This window comes from Sphingomonas bacterium (assembly GCF_903643065.1).
In the GTDB taxonomy this organism is placed as follows: domain Bacteria; phylum Pseudomonadota; class Alphaproteobacteria; order Sphingomonadales; family Sphingomonadaceae; genus Sphingomonas.
Genome location: NZ_CAHJWX010000005.1, coordinates 1 through 22,106, shown reverse-complemented (window position 1 = coordinate 22,106; position 22,106 = coordinate 1). Strand labels below are relative to the sequence as shown.

Sequence of the window (22,106 nt, the reverse complement as noted above, 5' to 3'; positions counted from 1 at the left end):
CTGCTGGCGAGACGTTGATGAAGACCGTGACGCTGCCCGATGGCGAGAAGGTGCCGGCGCTGGGCCAAGGCACATGGATGATGGGCGAGCGCCGCGATCGGCGTGCCGCCGAGACCGCAGCGCTGCGCGCCGGTGTCGAGCTGGGCATGACCCTCATCGACACGGCCGAGATGTACGGCGACGGCGCGGCCGAAACACTGATCGCGGAAGCTCTCGGCGGGGTTCGCGACCAGCTGTTCTTGGTCAGCAAGGCGTACCCGCAGAACGCATCGCGCAAGCGGCTCGTCAGCGCCTGCGACGCTAGCCTGCAGCGGCTCGAGACCGACCGGCTCGACCTCTACCTTCTTCACTGGCGCGGATCGGTATCGCTCGGCGAGACCATCGAGGCGATGGAAGCGCTCAAGCGGGTCGGCAAGATACGTCATTGGGGCGTCAGCAACCTCGATACCGCGGACATGGAGGAACTGGTCGCGGCAGGCGGAGGTGCCTGCGTCACCGATCAGATCCTCTACAACCTGTCCCGGCGCGGTCCCGAGCATGACCTGCTGCCCTGGCTGGAGGAGCATGCCATGCCTGTGATGGCCTACAGCCCCGTCGAGCAGGGGCGCCTCCTCGCGGATCCCGCGCTCGCGCATGTGGCAAGGTCCGTTTGCGCCACGTCGGCGCAGGTCGCGTTGGCATGGACGCTGCGCCGGGACGGGGTACTCGCGATCCCGAAGGCCGGTACGGTGGCGCATGTTCGCGAGAACCGCGCGGCTGCCGAACTCGTGCTATCCAACGACGATCTCGCTGCCTTGGATGGCGCATTTCCGCGGCCGCGCGATCGTCGCCCGCTAGAGATGCTGTGAGCGGACGGAATACGATCAGGCGCCCGACGTGAGCGGACAGGCACCCGACTACACCCGACGGTCGATATTTCGTCGTTCGGGGGTGTCTCTGGCAACGGTCGGACCCGTCGCTGCCCGAAGAACGTCGCACCTTGCTTGTAGGCGAGCTGATGGAGGGCAGGCGCGCGGTGAGCATTGCGCTGCGTCACGACGACGAGGCCGGTGTTGCCGAGGCACGCGCGACCGTGGATCGCGCTAAGGTAGCACTTGGCGAGCGCGGACCGATCTGGTAGCACGACGGTGCGTCGGACCTTAACCGCCAAATGGTTGCCGGCACACTTATGCGGGCTGGTTCGAGCAGCAGAATGACCTGGGATGACCCAGCAGGCGGCACTCACGTTTCTCACCCGGCTTCCCAGCAGTTGCCATTTGTTCAGATGCACCGCTTCGTCGATGAGCCCATCTTCGGCTTGGAATTTGACCGACCCGATGAACGAATCGGGCAGGACACTGGCTGGGGAGACGGGACGAAACGCCGACCCGATCGCTGGTCAAGCAAAAATCCTCTGATGATGGAAGATCAATATCGAGGTGCGCTGGCAGCTGTGGCTATATCAAGGGCGAACGTAACGACATTCAGACAAAGGCGGAGGACCGCTGACGCTCTTCATGGGTTCTTGACGAGGATGCAGTCGCGATCGCCTGCAAGCTTTCCAGACCTTCCAATTCCATAAAGCTTTCCGCCAGAGAGCGTTGCGCCAGCATATCAGTGAGCGCAAGATCAGCGGCGGACTCGAGCTTCTCAAAAAAGCGCTCAAAATTTCTGCTCACCGTACAACGGTGCGGGATGTCGGTTCGCGGCGTCCAGAGCTTCTTGTCCGCCACCGCGGCCTGGTAGATGTCACGCAAGCTGATGAGTTCGGCCTTGCGAGCGAGCCGCACGCCTCCGTTCCGGCCCATCTGCGACTGCAGAAGACCATGCTGAACCAGCGTCGTCAGCAATCGGCGCATCAGCGTCGGGTTGACGCGAAAATAGGACGCGAACTCACCGGAACTGACCCAGGGCCGCCCCTCGCGCTCCATCAGCACGAGGGACTGCATGACTTGCAGCGCGGTAGGAAAACGACGATCGATCACGGGAGCGAGATAAGCCGATTGCACCGCTGCCGCAATGCAGGTGCGGATGCCGCCGATCCGTCAGGCCTCGGTCAGGTTCAATCGCGCCAGCATCGTGTCGACCCGCCTCTGCGGGCTAAACCGCTTCGTCCACCGGCAGGGTTGCCCTGAGCTCCCGACGCAGCGCCTTTCCAGCGGCATTTCGTGGGAAGGGCGAGCTGAGCAACCATAGATATCGTGGCACCTTGTACTTCGCGAGCCGCTCGTGCGCGTCACTGCGCAGTTCCATGCCGGTGAGCGTCGCTCCCTCCCGTACCTGGATCGCGGCGCCGACCTCCTCTCCCAATCGCTCATCGGCGACGCCGAACGCGCACGCGTCGATCACCGCCGGATGGTGGAGGAGCGCCGCCTCCACCTCTGCGCAGTAGACATTCTCTCCCCCGCGCAGGATCATGTCCTTCTTGCGGTCGACCACGTGAAGAAAGCCGGCGGGGTCGATCCAGGCGATGTCGCCGGTATGCAGCCAGCCATCGCGGATCGCGTCGGCGGTAGCCTCGGGGCGGTTGATGTATCCCTTGATGACGCCGCAGCCTCGGATGCACAGTTCACCCGTCGAGAGCGGCGGGCACGGGCGACCCTCGTCGTCGACGATCCTGTGTTCGAAGGTCGGCAGGATGCGGCCGCAGCTCGCCGGCTTGGCGACGAGATAGTCCCCCGCCGCCGCCGCGATCGCCCCCGACGCTTCGGTCATGCCGAAGCCGGTATGAGGACGCACGGGAAGGTCGACTCGCTCGATCTTGTCGATCAGGTCGGGCGGCATCGGCGCGCCACCGCCCACGATCGCCCCCAGGCTGCTCACGTCGTGGTCGAGAAGGCGTGGATGCTGGACAAGCTCGCGGCCGATCGTCGGGACACCGCTCAGGTTGGTGACGCGCTCGGCTTCGATCAGCCGCAGCGCCTCGCCCGCATCCCATTTGTGCATCAGCACCAGCGTGCCGCCGCCCGCCGTGATCGCATAGGCCAGGCCCAGCGCGGTCACATGAAAGAGGGGGGTGGTCACCAGGGCCACGGCGACGCCCGGGCTCGGCGCATCCAGCGCGCGCGCCCGCCGCTCGGCCACGGCATGAACCTCGGTCGCGAAGGCGATGTTCATCAGCGTGTTGATCTGACCGCGATGGGTCAGCTGCGCGCCCTTGGGAACACCAGTGGTTCCGGAGGTATAGAGGATGCTCGCATCGTCATCGGGGTCGAGCACCGCCAAGGGCATGACGGCGGGGGTAGCGAGCACGGTGGCCCAGGCGATCTGATTGCCGACTGCCTCCGCCCGAACGGCTACGACGACGACATCCCGGGCGGCGTCGCCGCACGCGGTCACGCGCTCGAGCCGCTCGGCGTCGCAGAACACCACCTTCGGCGCCGAGTCGGTGAGGGCAAAGGCGATCTCGTCCGCGATCCACCAGGCGTTGATGCCGACCGCCGCCGCGCCGATCGACAGGCAGGCCCAGTAGATGAGCAGCCATTCGGGGTAGTTGCGCATGGCGATCGCCACGCGGTCGCCCCGCCTCACGCCCTGAGCCTTCAACCACGCCGCCACGGAGGCGGTGATCTCCCATGCACGGGCGTAGGAGACGCGCTCATCCCGATAGACTAGGTACGTGCGACTGCCCCAGTTCGCCGCGTCAGCCCACATCGCGCGGGCGTCCGCTGGCGCGTTCACATAGTGGCGCAGCTCTTGCCCGCGGACCGGGATCGATTCCACTTCGAAGAGGGCGCCCGGTGCGGTCAGCTCGTTCCAGGTCCGGTCGAACTCATGGTCCAGCCGGGCACGACGCAGGTCGGCTTGCGCTGGGTCGCCGTCCATCAGAACTGCTCCACGGGCACGTTCGCGGCCACGTCACTGAGCGCGTCCACGAACCCGAGCAGCGGGTAGACGCCGGGCAGCTCGCATTCGTAGAAGAAGCGGCACGCCCTCAGCTTGCCTTCGTGGAACGCGGTGATCCCGGTTCTCTCACCAAGCGCCGCGACGCACACGGTCGCCTGGTCGAGCCATAGCCAGGCGACGGTGATGTGGCCGAACGCCTGTAGAAAGGACGTGGCGTTCGCCAACACGCGGCTCGGGTCGGCGGCGCGGACGGCGACCAGCGTATCCTCGAGCCGGCGCCAGGCGGCGGACAACTGGTCGGCGAACCCGGAGAGCCGGGAGCTAGCGGCCGCGCCCTCGATCGTCCTGCGCACGCGAGCTTCGAGCACGGCGAGGCCCGCGCCGTTGCTGCGGAGGATCTTGCGGCCGAGCAGATCGAGCGCCTGGATCCCCGTCGTCCCCTCATGGATGGGATTGAGACGGTTGTCGCGATAGAGCTGCTCGACGTCGAAATCGCGCGTGTAGCCGTAACCGCCGTGCACCTGGATCGCGAGCTGGTTGGCGACGAGGCCCCATTCCGACGGCCAGGTCTTTGCGACCGGCGTCATCAGCGCGAGCAACTCGCTCGCGTCGCGGTCGAACGACTCCTCGTCGACCAGCTTGGCGCAATAAAGCGTAAGCGCCAGCGCCCCTTCCGCATAGGCCTTCTGCGCCAGCAGCATCCGCTGGACATCAGGGTGCTCGATGATCGGCAGGGGAGCCGATGTCCCGCGCGGCGCGTCGAGCGCCCGGCCTTGCGTACGTTCCTGGGCGTAGCGCAGCGCGTGACGATAGCCGCGATAGGCGATGGCGGCGCCGCCCAGGCCGACCGCGACCCGCGCCTCGTTCATCATCTGGAACATCAGCGCGAGACCCTGACCCGCTTGCCCGAGAAGGTATCCGACTGCGCCCGGTTCGCCGCCCGGCCGGTGCCGGCCTTCGCCGAAGTTGAGCAGACAATTGGCCGTGCCGCGGTAACCCATCTTGTGGTTGAGTCCCGCGACGGTGACGTCGTTGCGCTCGCCACCATGACCCTCGGCCGTGCCAAGCCATTTGGGCACGATGAACAGCGAAATGCCCCTGGTTCCCTCCGGGAGCGAACCGTCCGGCTCGGGAATCTTGGCGAGCACGAGATGGACGATGTTGCGGGTCGCGTCCTGATCCCCGCCGGAGATCCACATCTTCGTGCCGCTCAGGCGATAGCGTGGACCGAGCACGTCCTCGCCGTCCGGCTGCGCGCGCGTGCGGATGTCGCCCAGCCCGGAGCCGGCCTGCGGCTCCGACAGGCACATCGTGCCGAGCTGCCGTCCCTCGATCTCCGGCCTCGCAAACGCATCGGCCTGCGCCGGCGTCCCGAACGTGGCGATCAGCCGCGCGTTGGCGATCGTGAGCATGATGTAGGCCGCCGTGGCCGGGTTGGCGGCGGTGAACTGCGCCAGCGACGCCGAGGTCACGACCGACGGCAGGCCGAGCCCACCCAGCGCCGGCGCGAACCCGGCGGCGAACAGCCCGACCTCGGCATATTGCCTGAGCGCGTCCACTGCGGCCGGCAGGATGTGCACCTCGCCATCGCCGTCCAGCGACGGCTCGTGGTGATCCGCCTCCTTGAAGTGCGGCAGGAACGAGTCCCGGGCCAAGCTGGTGGACAGGTTCAGGACGGCGTCGACCGTCTCCCGATCGTGGCCTTCATATTCAGGGCGGGCGAGCAGCTCGTCGAGACGCAGCCACTCCCACAACAGGAAGGACAGGTCGCGCGGTTGGATCAGGACGTCGCTCATGGCGTGGGGGCCTCCCCGGTAAAGCGGCCGCCGGCGGAGGCAAGCTGTTGCAGCAGCGGCGCCAGCCGGAAGTCGGGGTCGAGCAGTCCCCGGTGCGCCTGCAACCCCGCAACGACGCGGTCGAGCCCGGTCTCGTCGGCCCAGCGCATCGGACCCGCGGACGTGACCGGCCAGCCATAGCCGAAGCGGAAGACCACATCGATGTCCGACGCACGCTGCGCGATCCCTTCCTCCAGGATCAGCGCCGCCTCGTTGACCATGGTGTATAGCGTGCGCGCGACGATCTCCTCGTCGTCGATCGCGCGCGGCTCGATACCCGACCGCTCCCGGTAATGATCGAGTATCCGCGACGTCACCGGTGACGGGGTGGGCCGCCGGCCATCGTCATAGTCGTAATAGCCCGCCGTCGTCTTTTGACCCCAGCGGCCGACGGCGTTGAGCGCGTCGGACAGGCTTTCGATGCGCTCGGGGTCTCGATGCCAGCCGATGTCGACGCCGGCGAGGTCCGCCATCTGGAACGGACCCATCGGCATTCCGATACGCAGATGCACGGCATCGACCTGCTCGGGCGTTGCGCCCTCCAGGATCAGCTTCGTCGCCTCCGTCTGTCTCGGGATCAACATCCGGTTGCCGATGAAGCCGTAGCAGACCCGCGCCACGACCGGCACCTTCCCGACCTGGCGCGCGACGGCCATGCCGGTGGCCAGCACGTCCGGCGCGGTGCGGTCGCCACGGACGACCTCCACCAGCTTCATCACGTTCGCGGGCGAAAAGAAGTGCAGCCCGATCACCTCCGACGGTCTGCCGGTGGCGGCCGCGATCTCGTCGATGCTCAGGTAGGAGGTGTTGGACGCGAGGATCGCGCCGTCCTTGGCGACCCGGTCGAGGCGCGCGAAGATGTCGCGCTTGACCGCCAGATCCTCGTACGCCGCCTCGATCACGAGATCGCACGCGGCCAGCTCGCCGAACTCCAGCGTGGGGGCGAGCAGCGCCATCGCCGCCTCCACCTGATCCGTCGTCAGGCGCCCCTTCGCTGCGGTGGCGTCGTAGTTGCGGCGCATCGTCGTGGCGCCGCGCCCCAGCGGCTCCGGCGCGGTTTCGACCAGGGTCACCGGGACGCCGGCCGACAGGAAGTTCATGGCGATGCCGCCGCCCATCGTGCCTGCGCCGATGATCCCGACCCGTTCGATCGGTCGGATCGGCGTATCCCGCCCGAGATCGGCGACCTCGCCCGCGAGCCGCTGCGCTCGGTCGAGGTAAGCGGCGGCATCGCCCGTCGTCATGCGGAGGTTCTCCCGATGGTGAAGCCGCCGTCGATCACGACGGCCTGCCCGGTCATGTAGGCTCCCGCTTCGGATGCGAGGAACACCGCCGCTCCGGCGATGTCGCCGGGTTCGCCGATGCGGCCAAGCGGCGTCGCCCTGTTCAGTTCCGCCTCCGTTTTCGGATCCTCGTACAGCGCCCGCGCGAAATCGGTGCGGATCGTGCCGGGCGCGATCGCGTTCACCCGGATGCGATGCCGGCCGAGTTCGACGGCCAGATTGCGGACGAGCTGAAAGTCCGCCGCCTTCGAGATGTTGTAGGCGCCGATCAGGTCCGAGCCGAGCAGGCCACCGATCGACGACACGACGATGATCGCGCCGCCGCGCCGCTCGATCATGTCGGGCGCGACCATCTGGACGAGCCAGTGACTCGCCAGAACGTTGTTCTCCAGCACCTTGCGGAACTCGGCGTCACCGATCTCCAGCAGCGGGCCGTAATAGGGGTTGGTCGCCGCGTTGCATACGAGAATATCGATGGGGCCGAGCCGCGCGCGCGTCTCGTCGATCATCGCCTGGAGCGCGGCCTTGTCCGAGATGCTGGCCGCGATCGCGATCGCGCGCTCCGCCCCGAGCGCCGCGTTGATCTCGGCTGCGGCCGCGTCGCAGGCCGTCTGCTTGCGGCTAGACACGACGACCGTTCCGCCCGCTTCGGCGATCGCGCCGGCGATCGCGCGGCCGATGCCCCGGGAGGATCCGGTCACGACCGCTACCTTTCCGATAAGATCGAAGGATCGCATCACCACTCCTCGCTCATGACGCGCCCGCTGCTCGGGCATGTTCCCACGCGGCGCGCGCGAGCGATCCGACCCGAGCCGCCTCCTGCGCCGCCGATCCGCCGGAAGCGTTGCCCTGCGCGGCCCGCTTGCCGACGCCTTGAAGGATGACCGCGAGGCGGAACAGGCTGAACGCCAGCAGCCATGGTAGCTCGGGTATCCCGTCCCGTCCGGTCGCCGCGCAGTAGCGGGCGATCACGTCGTCGAGCGTCGGAATGCCCGCCGGCAAAGGATCGAGGCCGGCCAGCCCGGAGCGGCCCTCGGCGGGAAGGATCCAGCCCAACGCCAGATAGGCGATGTCGGCCAGCGGATCGCCGATCGTCGCCAGCTCCCAATCGAGCAACGCCGCCACACGCGGCCCCGGGCCGGCGAACACGGCGTTATCGATCCGGTAATCGCCATGCACGATGGTCGAGCGGCGCTGCGGCGGGCGATGCCGCGGCAGCCAGTCGACGAGCTTGTCCAGCTCCGGCACCGGCTTCATGCGGCTCGCGTGGTGCTGCCTCGTCCACCGGTCGAGCTGGCGGGCGAAGAAATCGCCGGGTCGACCGAAATCCTCCAAGTCGACCGCCGCCGGCTCCAAGGTATGGAGCCGCGCGAGCGTGTCGATCAGACCTTCGTAAATGCAGCGACGTTCTTCGGCCGGACGATCGGGCAGCGCACCATTCCAGTGGATCGTACCTTCAACCAAGGTCATCACGTAGAATGGCGCGCCGATAACCGACGGATCCTCGCACAAGGCCAGTGGCTCGGGGACGGGGAAGCCGACCGGGTGCAGCGCCGACAGCAGCCGGAACTCGCGTTCCACGGCGTGCGCGGAGGGCAGGACCGTCCCGGATGGCTTGCGCCGAAGCACGTACGTGGTTTCGCCCGTAGAGACGCGGTAGGTCGGATTCGACTGGCCTCCGGGGAACTTGTCCAAGCGCAGCGGCGCCGTCGTGGTAGGCAGGTGCGTGTCGAACCAGTCCCGCAGCGCCCCGGTGCGGTCGAGGATTGCCGCTTCGCTCAAGCCGAGCGCCCTTCGTGCAAGGGCGCGGCATATTTGCCGAACTCGGCGCGCGCGATCGCCCGGTTGTGCACCTCGTCGGGACCGTCGGCGAAGCGCAACGTTCGAATGCCGGCCCAATCCGTGGCAAGGTGGAAGTCATCCGACACGCCGCCGCCGCCATGCGCCTGGATGGCATCGTCCAATATCTTCAGCGCCATGGTCGGCGCCTGGACCTTGATCATCGCGATCTCGAGCTGTGCGGATTTGTTGCCCGCCCTGTCCATCATGTCGGCTGCCTTGAGGCAGAGCAGCCGGGACATCTCAATGTCGATGCGCGCGCGCGCGACGCGTTCCTCCCAGACCGACTGGTCGGCGATGCGCTTGCCGAACGCCGTCCGGCCCAGCAGGCGTCGTGCCATGGAGGCGAGCGCCTCCTCGGCGATCCCGATGGTGCGCATGCAGTGGTGGATGCGTCCGGGGCCAAGCCGGCCTTGCGCGATCTCGAACCCCCGCCCTTCGCCGAGCAGCATGTTGTCCGCGGGAACGCGCACGCCTTCCAACATGATTTCGCCATGCCCGTGCGGCGCATGGTCGTAGCCGAAGACGGGCAACATGCGGGCGATGCGCACACCGGCCGTTTCCATGGGGACAAGCACCATGCTTTGCTGCCGGTAGCGGTGCTGCTCCGGGTCGGTCTTGCCCATCACGATCGCGAGCTTGCAGCGCGGGTCGCCCGCGCCACTCGACCACCATTTGGTGCCGTCGATAACGTACTCGTCGCCGTCGGGACGAATGGAGGTTTCGATGTTGGTCGCGTCGGACGAGGCCACGCCGGGCTCGGTCATGAGGAAGGCCGAGCGCACCTCGCCGCGCATCAGCGGCCGGAGCCATTCCTCCTTCTGATCCAGCGTGCCGTAGCGGAGCAGCACCTCCATGTTGCCGGTATCGGGCGCCGAGCAGTTGAAGACCTCGGACGCCCAGTGGACCCGGCCCATTTCCTCGGCGCACAGCGCGTATTCGAGATTGGTGAGCTGCTCGCCTTCGAACTCGAAGGAGTCGTCGACGGGCGGATGACCCGACGAGGGCGGCATGAACAGGTTCCAGAGCCCGGCGCGGCGAGCCTCCGTCTTCAGTTCCTCGATCACCGGCAGCACCTTCCAGCGTGGCTCGGCGGCGGCCTGCTCGTCGTAGTCGCGCAGCCTCGGGCGGACGCGTTCGTTCATGAAGCCCTTGACCCGCTCGCGGTGATGGGCCTGATCCGCCGTCAGCTCGAAATTCAAGCGCCTTCCTCCTCGGCGGACGGCGCTGACCCAACCGTGAAAACTAGGCGAGAGGGTGGGCATAGGCGCTGGTCCATGGATCACGTTCATCTTCAGGTCGGTGTCGCGGGTCGAGGACACATTTGCCGGCGACAGGGACAGGTTGCGGGATGACGCCTAGCGTGAGTTGCTACGGAGGCAGGGTCGTCCGCGCCGGGCGGGCGTACAAAACGTCCTGATCACGCCGGCATATGTCCTCGACACCCGACGCGGCAGGTAGCCAGTCAGGCGTCCTTCTACGCGCCCGGGCCGCGCGGCTATCCCGACTGTCCATCCTACGGTGACGTGCCGCGATGATCAGCGGCGGTGCGACGCATCACCCGGTAATGGAGCACCGGTATGACTGACATTCCCGAGCAGATGAACGCGGTCGTGATCGCCGGAGGCAAGGGAAACGCACAGGCCCTCCACCTCGACAAAGTCGCGGCGCCGGAGGTCCGCGACGGCGACCTGGTGATCGCCGTCCGCGCGGCGGGCGTGAACCGTCCCGACGTGTTCCAGCGCGTGGGCCTCTATCCGCCCCCGCCGGGCGCGTCCGAGACGCTCGGGCTGGAAGTGGCCGGAGAGGTGATGCGCGCCGCTGGCCGGTGGTCAGTCGGCGACCGTGTCTGCGCGCTGCTCGGCGGCGGCGGCTATGCCCAGATCGCTACCTGCGATCCCCGCCACGCCCTGCCCGTCCCGCGGGAGCTCACCTTCGAGGAGGCGGCGGGGCTGCCGGAAACGGTGTTCACCGTCTTCGCCAACGTGTTCCAGCTCGGCGGATTGCGGCGGGGCGAGACACTGCTTGTCCATGGCGCCAGTTCTGGCATCGGCGTGACGGCGATACAGATGGCAAAGGCGGCCGGCGCAACCGTCATCGCGACCTCGCGCGGAGCGGCGAAGGCAGACGCGGCAGCCCGGCTTGGCGCGGACCTGAGCATCGACGCGTCGAAGCAGGACTATGTCGAGGCGGTGAAGCGCCACGGCGGTGCCGACGTCGTGCTCAACATGGTCGGCGGCGACACGTTCGCGAAAGATCTGGAGACGCTCAACACGGACGGGCGGATCGTCTTCATCGCCGCGCTCGGCGGAGCAGAGGTGACCTTGCCGATCTTCACGCTCATGCAGAAACGCGCGGTGGTGACCGGCTCGACGCTGAGAGGTCGGTCCGCGGATGAGAAGGCGGCCCTGGCGAGCGAGATCGAGCGCATGGTCTGGCCGTGGATCGAGGACGGCAGGTTCAAGCCGGTCATCGACACGGTGTTACCGTTCGCTCGCGCGGCCGAAGCGCACGAGCGCATGGAGGCCGGCGAGCACACAGGCAAGATCGTACTCGACGTGGGCGCTGGCTAGAGCCAGCAAAACGCCAGCTTGCGCCGCGCGACACCGACGGCACCTGCCGGATGCCGTCGGCCACGCGCTCGGTTGGCGATGCGATCAGGACAGGGTGGCGAAAGCGGAGGCTTCGAAATTCTGCAGCTCGTCCGCACGGCCCTCACGAACCTTGGCGGCCCATCGCGGATCCTGGAGCAGCGCCCGGCCGACCGCCACGAGGTCGAAGTCGCCTCGCTCCAGCCGGCGGATGAGTTCGTCCAGCGAGGCGGGCTCCGACCGTTCCCCACCGTAAGCGGCGACGAACTCGCCGGTGAGGCCGACGGAGCCCACCGTGATCGTCGTCGCTCCGGTCAGCTTCTTCGCCCAGCCGGCGAAGTTCAGGTCCGATCCCTCGAACTCCGGTTCCCAGAAACGCCGTTGCGAGCAGTGCAGCACATCGGCGCCGGCCTCGACCAGCGTGCTCAGCCACTCATCCATCGCCTCGGGCGTCTCGGCCAGCCGCGCACCGAAATCCTGCTGCTTCCATTGCGACAGGCGGATGATGATGGGAAAGTCGGGACCGACCGCTGCTCGAACGGTGCGGATGATGTCGGCCGCGAAACGCGCCCGCTCGCGGATGGTCGGCCCGGCGAAGGCGTCCTGACGCTGGTTCGTCTCCATCCAGAAGAACTGATCAATCAGGTAACCATGCGCTCCATGCAGTTCCACCGCGTCGAAGCCGAGACGCTTGGCGTCGGCCGCCGCCGTCCCGAAGGCGGCGATGGTGTCGGCGACGTCGGCGTCACCCATGGTCTTGCCATAGGTCTTGCCCGGCTTCAGCAGCCCGGCAGGGCTCTCGTAGAGATCATGCGTCGGACCGTTCTTGTAGGGTGAAGGCATGGCGCCGACGTGCCAGAGCTGCGGCGCCATCAGCCCACCCGCCGCGTGGACGTCGTCGATCACCTTCTTCCACCCCGCAAGTTCCCGCTCGCCGTGGAAGCGCGGAATGTTCTGACCGTTGACCGACGCCGGCCGATTGACGCCGGTGCCTTCCGAGATGAGGAGGCCGGTGCCGCCCGCTGCCCTGCGCGCATAATAGCCGGCGACCTCGTCGGTCGGGTAGCCGTCGGGCGACATGGAGCGGGTCATGGGGGCCATGACGACGCGGTTCGGCAATGTCAGGTTCTTCAGGCTGAAGGGCTCGAAAAGGGCGTCCACGGACACGGCGCATCTCCTGCGATCAAAGCGTGCTCGACAGCACCGCGCACCGATAGCCGCTCATCCGAGCATTATGCAACTCGCAGTAGCGCACATCATCGCTACCGCGCTGACGAGCCGCTTCGATCCAGGCGAAGGATCTCGCCACGCAGCCTCGTCATCAGCGGCGTGCGGTCCGCGACAGTCGCCTGGGCATCACGGCGCATGTCCGAGATCGACAGGCCCGTCGCGAGCTTCAGGGCGCGTCGGAAGCTCCGGGCGTCCGAATAGCCCAGTGCCGCGGCGAGATCGTCGACGGAGCAGCCGGCGAGGAGGTGGGGGCGGGCGCGCTCGATCAGCGCCGTCTGCCGAACCTGCCGGAACGACGTGCCTTCCGACGCCAGGTCTCGTCTCAGGTCCACAAGGTTTGTTCCGAGCCGGACGGAACAATCCGCGATCGACAGGTCGGCGCGCCGCAGCACGGTGACGAGCGCACCGGAAACCGGACGCTCGGCGTCGTCGTCATTGACCGGGACTCTCGTCGCCGGATGGCGGGCGAGCCAGAAGCGGCACGCCTCCCAGAGCGGGTAGTCGACCGTCAGCCCACGCGATTGCGCCGTCAGGAGCTCGACCGGGAACGCCAGCGTCGTGGTCAGGCCCGTCACCGTCGGGCAGAGGAAGTAGGGGTGCCGTCGTCCCACATGGGGGTGACGCGAGGTCGATGTGACGAAGCGCGTCAACGGCAGCAGGGCGCCGAAGAAATAGGACAACTGGATGTGCGCCGTGTGCGCCAGCAGCTCCTCGATGAAGGCACGTTGGTCGCCCTTGCCGCGCTCGGCCCGGATCGTCAGCGTCGCTTCCCCAGAGGCGCATTGCAGGGAGAAGCTGCATGTCCCGCCGATCATGTGGTAGAAGCGGCACAGGGTTCTGATCGCGTCCTCCAGCGTGCGCGCAGAGGCGATCGCGCGCGCGCCCATGGAAGCGGTGCCGCAGACCATGCGCGACGCCGTCAGGCCGTGCAGCTCGTCATCCACCGCGTTCACGAGCAACATGCACAGCAACATGCATTCGGCCGGGTCGAGTCCCGAGTCCCGTGTGGGATCTTCCTCGACATCGACCCCGAGCGTCGCAAGCGCGCCGGCGATACTGATCCCGTCCAAGGCGGCAAGCCGAAGCGTCTGCCCGGCCCAGGATAGGGGCAACTCGTAGTCACGCCCGCGCGATGTCGACGCGCCATCTACCACTTTCGGCCTCCGCTGGCCTGCCAATGCATTAGACATGTCCTCATCCGCGTCGGTGTTGTCCTCGACTCCTGATCAGTAATACTAGGAATTGCAGTTTAAGCAAGGAGCCGTCTGGGCGGCCGACGTGAGGGAAGAACGATCATGAGCAGCGGCATCGTCGTGGAGGGAAGCTGCGAACCGGGCTTCGAGGCGGTCGCCGAGGAGTTCCGGCGCAATTTCACCGAGCGCGGCGAACTCGGCGCGTCCGTGGCGATCACCATCGAGGGCCGGCCCGTGGTCGACCTTTGGGCCGGGGTCGCGGATCGCGAGGCCGGCGCACCCTGGAAGCAGGACACGATGGCGGTCGTCTACTCCGCCACCAAGGGCCTAGCCGCGACCTGCCTCCATATGCTTGCTGATCGGAGCAAGCTGGACCTGAACGCGCCCGTCGCCGATTACTGGCCCGAGTTCGCCGCCAACGGCAAGGAGGGCATCACCGTCGCCATGGTGATGAGCCATCAGGCGGGCCTGCCGGTGTGGCAGGAGCAGTTGCCCAACGGCGCATTGCTCGATTGGGATCTGGCGGTCGGGCGACTCGCGGCCGAGCGACCGATCTGGGAACCCGGCACGGCGCAAGGCTATCACGCGCAGACGCTCGGCTTCCTTGAAGGCGAGATCGTCCGACGGGTCGATGGGCGGACGATCGGCGCGTTTCTGCGCGAGGAGGTGGCCGGTCCGCTGGGCGCGGACGCCTGGATCGGTCTGCCCGAGGCGGAACATGGTCGGGTCGCCAGCCTGGTGATGGGCGACCCGGACCCGAAGTCGGCCTTTGTCCGGAAGCTCAGCACGGAGCCGGATTGGTATGGCCTCAAGCTGATCACCAACGGCGGGGGCGTGATCACGGACCAGGCGGCCCTCTATGCCGCCGAACTGCCCGCCCATGGCGGCATCGCCAACGCCCGCGCACTGGCCCGCGTCTATGCCCCCCTGTCGCTCGACGGTTCGGTCGACGGCGTGCGCCTGGTCGGCGAGGAGAGGCTCGCGGGGATGCGGGTCACCCGATCCGCGTCCGACTGCGACCTGATGCTGAGGCTCCCGACCACCTTCACGCTTGGCTATTCAAAGAGTTGGGGCGCTCGCTCGCTCGGACCCGGCTCCCATGTGATCATCGGGGAGCAGGCGTTCGGCACTCCGGGCATGGGCGGCAGCATCGGGTTTGCGGACGGCTCGGCCCAGATGTCCTTCGGCTATGTGATGAACCGCCACGGCGGGGGCGTGGGGCTGAACGACCGAGGTCAGTCGCTGGTCGATGCCGCCTATCAGAGTCTCGGGTTCCGCTCGTCCGAGCCAGGCTTCTGGGTTCGCTGAAGCAGCCCGCGTCATAAGGGTCAAACATGTCACTGCCGCCCATCTTGGCCGACCTCCGCCTGCCGGTGATCGCGTCACCGCTGTTTCTCATCTCCAACCCGGACCTGGTGATCGCGCAGTGCACGGCAGGTATCGTGGGCTCGTTCCCATCACTCAACGCGCGGCCGCTGTCATTGCTCGACGAATGGCTCGCCCGCATCAACGAGGAGCTCGCGGCCTGGGATCGCGCCCATCCCGAAACGCCGGCGGCCCCCTTCGCCGTCAACCAGATCGTGCACCGCTCGAACGACCGGCTCGACCAGGATCTCGCCCTTTGCGAGAAGCACAAGGTGCCGCTCGTGATCACCTCGCTCGGAGCGCGCGAGGAGGTCAATCAGGCGGCGCACCGCTGGGGCGCGCTGACGTTTCACGACGTCATCGATGATCGGTTCGCGCGCAAGGCGGTGGAGAAAGGAGCCGATGGGCTGATCGCGGTCGCGGCCGGGGCGGGAGGCCACGCGGGAACGCTGTCGCCCTTCGCTCTGGTCCGCGAGATCCGCTCCTGGTTCAGCGGTCCGTTGGCGCTTTCCGGCGCGATCGGATCGGGTCACGCCATCCTGGCCGCTCAGGCCGTCGGCGCCGATCTCGCCTATATCGGGTCGGCCTTCATCGCGACGTCCGAGGCGAACGCATCCGACGCCTACAAGGCGGGCGTGGTGGAGTCGTCGGCTCGAGACATCACCTACACCAACCTGTTCACCGGCGTTCACGGCAACTACCTTCGGGGCTCCATCGCTGCGGCCGGCCTCGATCCGGACGACCTGCCGCACGCCGATCCGAGCGCCATGAACTTCGGTTCGGGAGGCAACACCGGGGTCAAGGCCTGGCGGGACATCTGGGGCTGCGGACAGGGCATCGGGGCGATCGACCATGTCCAGCCCGCCGCCGATCTGATCGCAGGCTTTTTGCGCGAGTACCGGGAGGCGCTCACCGTGCTTCAAGGTGAGACCATGCGGTTGAACCTGGCTGCTGCTGCTTAAGCGAGCGTCGCTCGCGTCGCAGGCCACCTTCCGAACTGTCCCCCGGCACGCGCAATCTGTCCTCGACACCGGGCGAGCCGCGCCCGCAGCATGACCTCAACAACAGGCGCCGACTTGCCAGCGCAAGGCACGGGCCGCGAAGGAGAGGAACATCATGAAGGCCGTGAACGGACTAGTTTCGTGGGGCGCGCTCTGTGTCGCGATGATGTCGCCCCAGCTGGCTCAAGCGCAGCCGCAGCAGGCCACGCCTTCGACGTCCCAGGATACGACCGCCCCCGCCCCAGCCGCAACCGAGCAGCCTCAAGCGCCGCGACAGGCACAGGGCGAGACACCGGCCGCCACGGCCCCAGCGCAACCCACCGCCGGAGCTCAGCCCGGTGCCGGCTCCGTTGGAATTCAGGACATCATAGTCACCGCGACTCGACGGGAAACGTCGCTTCAGCGAACGCCGCAGGCGATTTCCGTCGTGAGCGGTGCCGCCCTTCAGCTCCAGGGCCGCTCCGGGTTGGACGACCTGAAGCAGGCGGTGCCCAACGTCAACTTCGCCGGGACCAGCAATACGACGCAGCTCTATATCCGCGGGATCGGTAACACGTTCATCAACGCGGGCGGCGATCCCGGCGTGGCCCTGTACCAGGACAACGCCTACATCTCCGACCAGACCACGGCCAACACCGGCTTCTTCGATGTCGAGCGGGTCGAGGTGCTCCGCGGCCCACAGGGCGCCCTCTATGGCCGGAACGCGACCGGCGGGGCGATCAGCGTCATCTCCGCCCGCCCGACGGCCGAACCTGAAGGTCAGATCGCGCTGACCGCCGGTAATTACGGCCGCGTCGACGGCGAAGGCTACATCTCCGGCCCGCTGGGCTTGGCGGATACGGACGCCCGGCTGTCGTTCCAGACGCGGCACCTCGCCGGCTATGTCCGCAACGATTATCGGAGCAGCCCGACGGCGCCGGACCGGTTCGACGATCTGGACACGCAGGCGGCCAGGCTTCAGACCCGCACCGCCCTGGGCGGCGGCGGCACGCTATCGCTGCTTGCAAGCTATTATCGCGAGAGCGAGAACGGCCCGGCGCTGGCGGTCGTCCCCACGCCCGGCTTTATCTATCCGGCGCAAGCGTTGAACGGGGCGGTGCCGAGCAACAGGCCGCGCAACATCACCGTCGACGAGGGTGCGTATCGTACCAAGGTGACGGTGCTCAACGCCAACCTGGATCAGCCGATCGGTGGCGGGACGCTGACGCTGACCGGCAACTACCGTCACAGCAGTCAATTCTTCGACAACGATTGCGACGGCACGCCCGTCAACAATTGCAGCTACATCCGGCAGACGTCGAGCAACGACTATTATGGCGACGCCCATTATGCGTCGGCGGGAGATCAGCCGTTTCGGTGGCTGATCGGCGGCACCTATCTCAACTTCCGCCAGTACCAGCTCAACACGGTGTTGTGGGATGCGCCGAGCACCTATGTGGGTGGCCCGAGCGCGTCGATCCCCGTCCCGCTCGACACGCTCGCGGGCGGGCGCATCCGCACCGAGAGCTTCGCTTTCTATACCGACCTTCGGCTGAGGCTTACCGACATCTTCGCGGTGACGGGGCAGGTCCGATACAGCGAGACGCGCAAGCGGGCGTTAGAGCTTCTCAATATTCCGACCTTCAAGATCAACGTCGCGAACTCACCCAACAATCTCAAGAACAGCTATGTGCCGTTCAAGGTCGGAGGCGAGGCGCAGTTCACGCCCACGATCCTCGCCTATGCCAACTACTCGACGGCGTTCAAGGACGGGGCGATCAACCTCGGTGCGCTACAGACGACGCCCGTGCGCAAGGAGCAGGTGAAGAGCATCGAGGCGGGCTTCAAGTCGACCTTCTTCGACCGGCGACTGCAGGTCAACGCGGCGGCATTCCACAGCACCTACGACGACCTGCAGATCTCGCAGCTCATCGGCACCATTCTCGCGCTGGTCAACGCGCCCAAGGCGGAGATCAACGGAGCCGAGCTGGAGGTCGTCGTGGCGCCTGCCTCGGGTCTGAAGGTGAATGGTAGCGTCGGCTATCTCGATCCAACGCTGAAGCAATTCAGCAACGCGCGAATATTCCCGGGCGCGACCGGGCCCAAGGAGAACCTTGCCGGCAACCAACTCCCCTACGTGGCGCGCTGGAACGCGACGCTCGGCATTGATTACCGCTTCGAACCGACTGCCGGCTATGTCGCCAATCTGGGCACCGGCTTTTCCTACCAGAGCCGCACCTTCTTCAACGAATTCAACGATCCGGCGAATGCCCAAAAGCCGGTAGGGCGGCTTGACCTCAGCGCTTCGATCGGGCCGTCGTCGGAGAAGTGGAAGCTGTTCGGCTATGTCCGAAACGTCACCAACGAGCTGGTCCTGACTGGCACCACGATCTACTCTCCCCTGCTCGGCGCGGAAAAATCGGTGTCCTACGCGCCGCCGCGCAACTTCGGCATCGGCTTTCGATATGTTTTTTTGACCCAGGTCCAAGCGGAGCGGCTCTCGGCAGTGACGCCGCCCGACACGTTGCCCGGTTGACGCCGGTCAACATGGCTGCGGTAGGAGAGCCGCCTGATTGCTGCGCTCAGCCACAGGCATGATATCTATGCTCTTCAGGCGCCCTGTGGCTCGCGCAGCCAGGTCAACGCTTCGGTTGCCGCGTCGAAGCAGCGCCCGTTCCGGTTCTACCATCCGGCGGATTTGCTGGCGCAGCAGGCCGCTGCCGGTCACGAAAGCGATGCGCCGCGCCCTGGTCTCGGATCGCCGAGCGCGTCGGCGAAGGCGTTCAGCACCTCCTGCATCGAGACCTGGCAATCCCGGAGATCGCACAGCGTGACGTGCTGTCCAGGGCCGCAGCGCAATTGGAGGAACGCGGCCCGCCTCTGCTCCACATAGTCGGCAACGGCGGCCAGCGTGAAGAAGCCCGACATGTCGATGCGCAGCATCTTTCCTGCTGCGTCTGCCCGAAAACGCACGCGCGGCTGCATGGCTTCGCCTATGATAGGTTGCTGTTATCGAAGTCCTAACTCTGCCGCACCCGCTGGTGTGATCGCGTCGAAGGTGCCTCCACGCAAGACCGCTCCGGGGCTGGCGAGGGCGCACGCCAGCCCCGGCCATCCAGTGGTCACCTGCCGCCGAAGACCGGCTCACGCTTGGCGATGAACGCCTCGACGGCGGACTTGTTGTCCTCTGTCGCGAAGCAATGAACGTGATGCGTCGCCTCCACGTCCAGGCAGTCGTCGTGCCCGCCGGGGAGCGCCCGGTTCAGGTTCTCCTTCATGTACCGGAAGGCGACACCCGGGCCTGCCGCCAGACGACCGGCAACCTCGGCGGCCTTCACGTCAAGCTCATCCGGTGCACAGAGCCAGTTCGTCAGCCCGAGCGACAGCGCGCTGGCCGCGTCGACCCGATCCGACAGATAGTAGAACTCCCGCGCCTTGGCCGGCCCGACCAGCTGCGTCATGTAGTAGGTGCCGCCCCAGTCGCCCGATAGGCCGACCTTGGCGAAGGCCGTGGTGAGCACGGCGGCGGACGACATGATCCTGAGATCGCACGCCAGGGCGAGCGAAAGGCCGGCGCCCGCAGCCGCGCCGTTGATCACCGCCAAGGTCGGCTTCGGCATCTTGAACAGGCGGCCTGCGGTCGCATGCTGCGCGCGCCTTTGGGCCGCGATGAACTCGTCGATCAACAGGGCGCTGCCATCGTCCTCGGACGCGCTCGCCATTCCCTTCACGTCGCCACCCGCGCAGAAGCCCTTGCCCGCGCCGGTGAGCACGACGCACCGCACGCTTGAGTCCGCCTCGGCTAGTTCCAGCTGCCGGCTGAGCGCCTCGATCATCGCGCCCGTCATCGCGTTGCGTGCCGCGGGACGATTGAGCGTCAGCGTGAGGACGCCACCATCCTGTTTGGCCAGCAGTTCAACCGAGCCGGTATCGATGTCGCGACTGGGCATTGTGGCTTCTCCACCAAGAAGGCTCTCTCGAGGCCAGACAACGAGACCGGCCCGCATACCCAATCTGATTAACCGGGCGGCTTCCTAACTGCAACAATGATTATACCTTATAAGGTGACCTCGCTTGGTTTCGAAGAAGGCGCTCCAACAGCGTGCGTGGGTTGCGGAAACATTAAGAGCGTCGGGTAGCCCTGCCCTCGCCGCTGCCTTCGCCAGCCGCACACCCCCAAGCGCCGTCAGCGCGTCGAGCAGGTGCTTGAAACACTCGCCGTCACTGGCAAGCGTCCGTCACGACGACGCGATTAGAGAGTACCACTTGCGACGGTGACGCTGCGTACCGTTGCTGAATTCAATCAACCTCAACGATCTCACCGTGACGTGCTCCCCTGAAACTCCGCCAGTCTGAGCTAGAGTCCGCCTTCGTGAGGAGACGGACGTGAAGAAGACCAGGTTCAGCGAGGAGCAGATCATCGCGGTGCTGCGCGAGCAGGAGGGCGGGATGAAGACCGCCGACGTGTGCCGCAAGCACGGCATCAGCAGCGCGACGCTGTATGCGTGGAAGGCCAAGTACGGCGGCATGGACGTGTCGCAGGCCCGCAAGCTGAAGGTGCTGGAGGAGGAGAACGGCCGGCTCAAACGGCTGCTGGCCGACGCCATGCTCGACAACGCCGTGCTGAAGGAAGTCGCGGCAAAAAACTGGTGAGGCCCGCCGCTCAGCGGAAGGCTGTCGAGCATGCTCGGCAGTTGTTCGGCATCAGCGAGCGTCGGGCCTGTACCATCTTCGGCGTGGACAGGACGTCGGTGCGCTACGCGCCCCGGCGTAGTGACGATGGCGACCTGCGGTCGCGGCTGCGCGAGATCGCGGCCGAGCGCCGTCGCTTCGGCTACCGTCGGCTTGGGATCATGCTGGCCCGCGAGGGGCTGGTCATGAACCACAAGAAGCTGCTGCGGCTGTACCGCGAGGAGAACCTGCGGGTCCGGCGCCGGCGTGGCCGCAAGCGAGCGATGGGCACCCGAGCGCCCATGGCGCTGCTGCAAGGTCCGAACCAGCGCTGGAGCCTCGACTTCGTCAGCGATACGCTGATCAGCGGCCGGCGCATCCGCATCCTGGCGGTGGTCGACGACTTCACGCGGGAATGTCTGGCGCTGGTGGCCGACACCTCGCTATCAGGCGCGCGTGTCGCTCGTGAGCTCGACGCCATCATCGCCGTCAAAGGTGTACCGCCGCTGATGATCGTCAGCGACAACGGCACCGAGCTGACCAGCCTGGCGATCCTGAGATGGACGCAGGAGCGCCCTGTCGAGTGGCATTACATCGCGCCGGGCAAGCCGCAACAGAACGGCTACGTCGAGAGCTTCAACGGCCGCTTGCGCGACGAATGCCTCAACGAGACGCTGTTCGTGTCGCTCGGCCATGCCCGCTCGGTGCTGCGGCTCTGGCGCGACGACTACAACCATGTGCGGCCGCATAGCGGTGTTGGCGGGCTGACGCCCGCCGATGCTGCCAGGCGGGTTGTGCAACACCGCCCCGAGGGGCACCATACCAACCTCGGACTCCAGTTATGACTGGTGGAGCTTCGGGGAGCACGTCACCAGCACGACTATGTTCGCCACGTGCGCACCTTCGCGGCATTCCTGGGACGCTCGCCGGATAGCGCGACCGCCGAGGACGTCCGGCGCTTCCAGGTCCATCAGCGCGAGCAAGGCATCAGTGAGTCCGTCATCGGCGCCGCGGTGTCGGCGCTGCGCTTCCTGTTCACGGTGACGCTCGACCGACCGGATCTCTCGCGGCGGCTGGTGCTGGCACCTCGTCCCAGGAAGCTGCCCGACGTGCTCAGCGTCGACGAGGTGGCGCGGCTTCTGGAGGCAGCACCGGGCATCAAGTACCGCGCGGCGCTGGGTGTCGCCTATGGCGCCGGCCTGCGCGTATCGGAGGTCGCGCACCTCAAGGCCGACGACATCGACAGCAAGCGGATGCTGATCCGCATCGAGGAGGGCAAGGGACGCAAGGACCG

17 protein-coding genes and 1 pseudogene are annotated in these 22,106 nt (G+C 66.8%); 7 read left to right on the top strand and 11 right to left on the bottom strand.

Features of this window, described 5'->3' with window-relative positions; all coding sequences use genetic code 11:
* Positions 1 to 17: 17 nt before the first annotated feature.
* Positions 18 to 848, top strand: a complete 831-nt coding sequence (locus tag HUU95_RS00545) for an aldo/keto reductase (RefSeq protein ID WP_174278292.1) — start codon at positions 18 to 20, stop codon at positions 846 to 848.
* Between the two features lie 615 nt (positions 849 to 1,463).
* Here HUU95_RS00545 and HUU95_RS00540 read toward each other — a convergent pair.
* From HUU95_RS00540 to HUU95_RS00510, 7 genes and pseudogenes are all read right to left on the bottom strand, one after another.
* Positions 1,464 to 1,988, bottom strand: coding sequence for an RrF2 family transcriptional regulator (locus HUU95_RS00540; RefSeq protein ID WP_217429684.1), 525 nt, complete (start codon positions 1,986 to 1,988; stop codon positions 1,464 to 1,466).
* A gap of 91 nt (positions 1,989 to 2,079) precedes the next feature.
* Positions 2,080 to 3,804 carry a class I adenylate-forming enzyme family protein gene (locus HUU95_RS00535; RefSeq protein ID WP_174278287.1) on the bottom strand — a complete coding sequence of 575 codons (1,725 nt, stop codon included), beginning with the start codon at positions 3,802 to 3,804 and terminating at the stop codon, positions 2,080 to 2,082.
* Positions 3,804 to 5,621, bottom strand: coding sequence for an acyl-CoA dehydrogenase (locus HUU95_RS00530; RefSeq protein ID WP_174278286.1), 1,818 nt, complete (start codon positions 5,619 to 5,621; stop codon positions 3,804 to 3,806). Before HUU95_RS00530 ends, HUU95_RS00535 begins: the two co-directional genes overlap by 1 nt.
* A pseudogene (locus tag HUU95_RS00525) lies at positions 5,618 to 6,868 on the bottom strand (3-hydroxyacyl-CoA dehydrogenase); the annotation flags it as partial. The pseudogene HUU95_RS00525 and the gene HUU95_RS00530, both read right to left, overlap by 4 nt.
* Positions 6,869 to 6,900: 32 nt before the next feature.
* Positions 6,901 to 7,680: an SDR family oxidoreductase gene (locus HUU95_RS00520; RefSeq protein ID WP_174278284.1), complete on the bottom strand. Its 780-nt coding sequence runs from the start codon at positions 7,678 to 7,680 to the stop codon at positions 6,901 to 6,903.
* A 13-nt stretch (positions 7,681 to 7,693) separates the two neighbouring features.
* Positions 7,694 to 8,725 carry a phosphotransferase family protein gene (locus HUU95_RS00515; protein ID WP_254602535.1) on the bottom strand — a complete coding sequence of 344 codons (1,032 nt, stop codon included), beginning with the start codon at positions 8,723 to 8,725 and terminating at the stop codon, positions 7,694 to 7,696.
* Entirely contained in the window at positions 8,722 to 9,984 is a 1,263-nt protein-coding gene (locus tag HUU95_RS00510; RefSeq protein WP_174278283.1) for an acyl-CoA dehydrogenase family protein, read from the bottom strand. Before HUU95_RS00510 ends, HUU95_RS00515 begins: the two co-directional genes overlap by 4 nt.
* A 399-nt stretch (positions 9,985 to 10,383) precedes the next feature.
* Between HUU95_RS00510 and HUU95_RS00505 the strand changes: the two genes are divergently transcribed.
* Positions 10,384 to 11,355 (top strand): NAD(P)H-quinone oxidoreductase, encoded by a 972-nt coding sequence (locus HUU95_RS00505; protein WP_254602534.1) that lies wholly within the window; start codon positions 10,384 to 10,386, stop codon positions 11,353 to 11,355.
* Positions 11,356 to 11,439: 84 nt separating this feature from the next.
* Here the strand turns inward: HUU95_RS00505 and HUU95_RS00500 are convergent, their stop codons facing one another.
* Entirely contained in the window at positions 11,440 to 12,540 is a 1,101-nt protein-coding gene (locus tag HUU95_RS00500) for an NADH:flavin oxidoreductase (protein WP_174278282.1), read from the bottom strand.
* A 95-nt stretch (positions 12,541 to 12,635) separates the two neighbouring features.
* Positions 12,636 to 13,673, bottom strand: a complete 1,038-nt coding sequence (locus HUU95_RS00495; RefSeq protein ID WP_174278281.1) for an AraC family transcriptional regulator — start codon at positions 13,671 to 13,673, stop codon at positions 12,636 to 12,638.
* Positions 13,674 to 13,898: 225 nt separating this feature from the next.
* Here HUU95_RS00495 and HUU95_RS00490 point away from each other — a divergent pair, with 225 nt between their 5' ends.
* The 3 genes from HUU95_RS00490 to HUU95_RS00480 all read left to right on the top strand — a co-directional run bounded on the left by HUU95_RS00490 (position 13,899) and on the right by HUU95_RS00480 (position 18,677).
* A complete protein-coding gene (locus tag HUU95_RS00490) occupies positions 13,899 to 15,104 on the top strand; it encodes a serine hydrolase domain-containing protein (RefSeq protein WP_174278280.1) in 1,206 nt (401 codons plus the stop codon).
* Between the two features lie 26 nt (positions 15,105 to 15,130).
* Complete coding sequence (locus HUU95_RS00485; RefSeq protein ID WP_174278279.1) at positions 15,131 to 16,123, top strand: NAD(P)H-dependent flavin oxidoreductase; 993 nt, start codon at positions 15,131 to 15,133, stop codon at positions 16,121 to 16,123.
* A gap of 154 nt (positions 16,124 to 16,277) precedes the next feature.
* Positions 16,278 to 18,677 carry a TonB-dependent receptor gene (locus tag HUU95_RS00480; protein WP_368039784.1) on the top strand — a complete coding sequence of 800 codons (2,400 nt, stop codon included), beginning with the start codon at positions 16,278 to 16,280 and terminating at the stop codon, positions 18,675 to 18,677.
* Positions 18,678 to 18,865: 188 nt separating this feature from the next.
* On the opposite strand, the gene HUU95_RS00475 is transcribed toward HUU95_RS00480, so the two are convergent.
* Together HUU95_RS00475 and HUU95_RS00470 are read right to left on the bottom strand one after the other, a co-directional pair.
* The gene (locus tag HUU95_RS00475; RefSeq protein ID WP_174278277.1) at positions 18,866 to 19,084 is read right to left on the bottom strand and encodes a hypothetical protein; all 219 of its coding nucleotides are present in this window, start codon (positions 19,082 to 19,084) and stop codon (positions 18,866 to 18,868) included.
* A 179-nt stretch (positions 19,085 to 19,263) separates the two neighbouring features.
* On the bottom strand, positions 19,264 to 20,148 hold the full coding sequence (locus HUU95_RS00470; protein ID WP_254602533.1) for an enoyl-CoA hydratase-related protein: 885 nt from the start codon (positions 20,146 to 20,148) through the stop codon (positions 19,264 to 19,266).
* Between the two features lie 379 nt (positions 20,149 to 20,527).
* Between HUU95_RS00470 and HUU95_RS00465 the strand changes: the two genes are divergently transcribed.
* Positions 20,528 to 21,657 (top strand): IS3 family transposase gene (locus HUU95_RS00465; protein ID WP_174278276.1). Its coding sequence is split into 2 segments (ribosomal slippage): positions 20,528 to 20,780 and positions 20,780 to 21,657, totalling 1,131 coding nucleotides; the frame shifts between segments, so codons are not numbered across the junction.
* A gap of 3 nt (positions 21,658 to 21,660) precedes the next feature.
* Positions 21,661 to 22,106, top strand: a 446-nt coding sequence (locus tag HUU95_RS00460; protein WP_254602531.1) for a tyrosine-type recombinase/integrase, incomplete at its 3' end; no start/stop codon positions are given.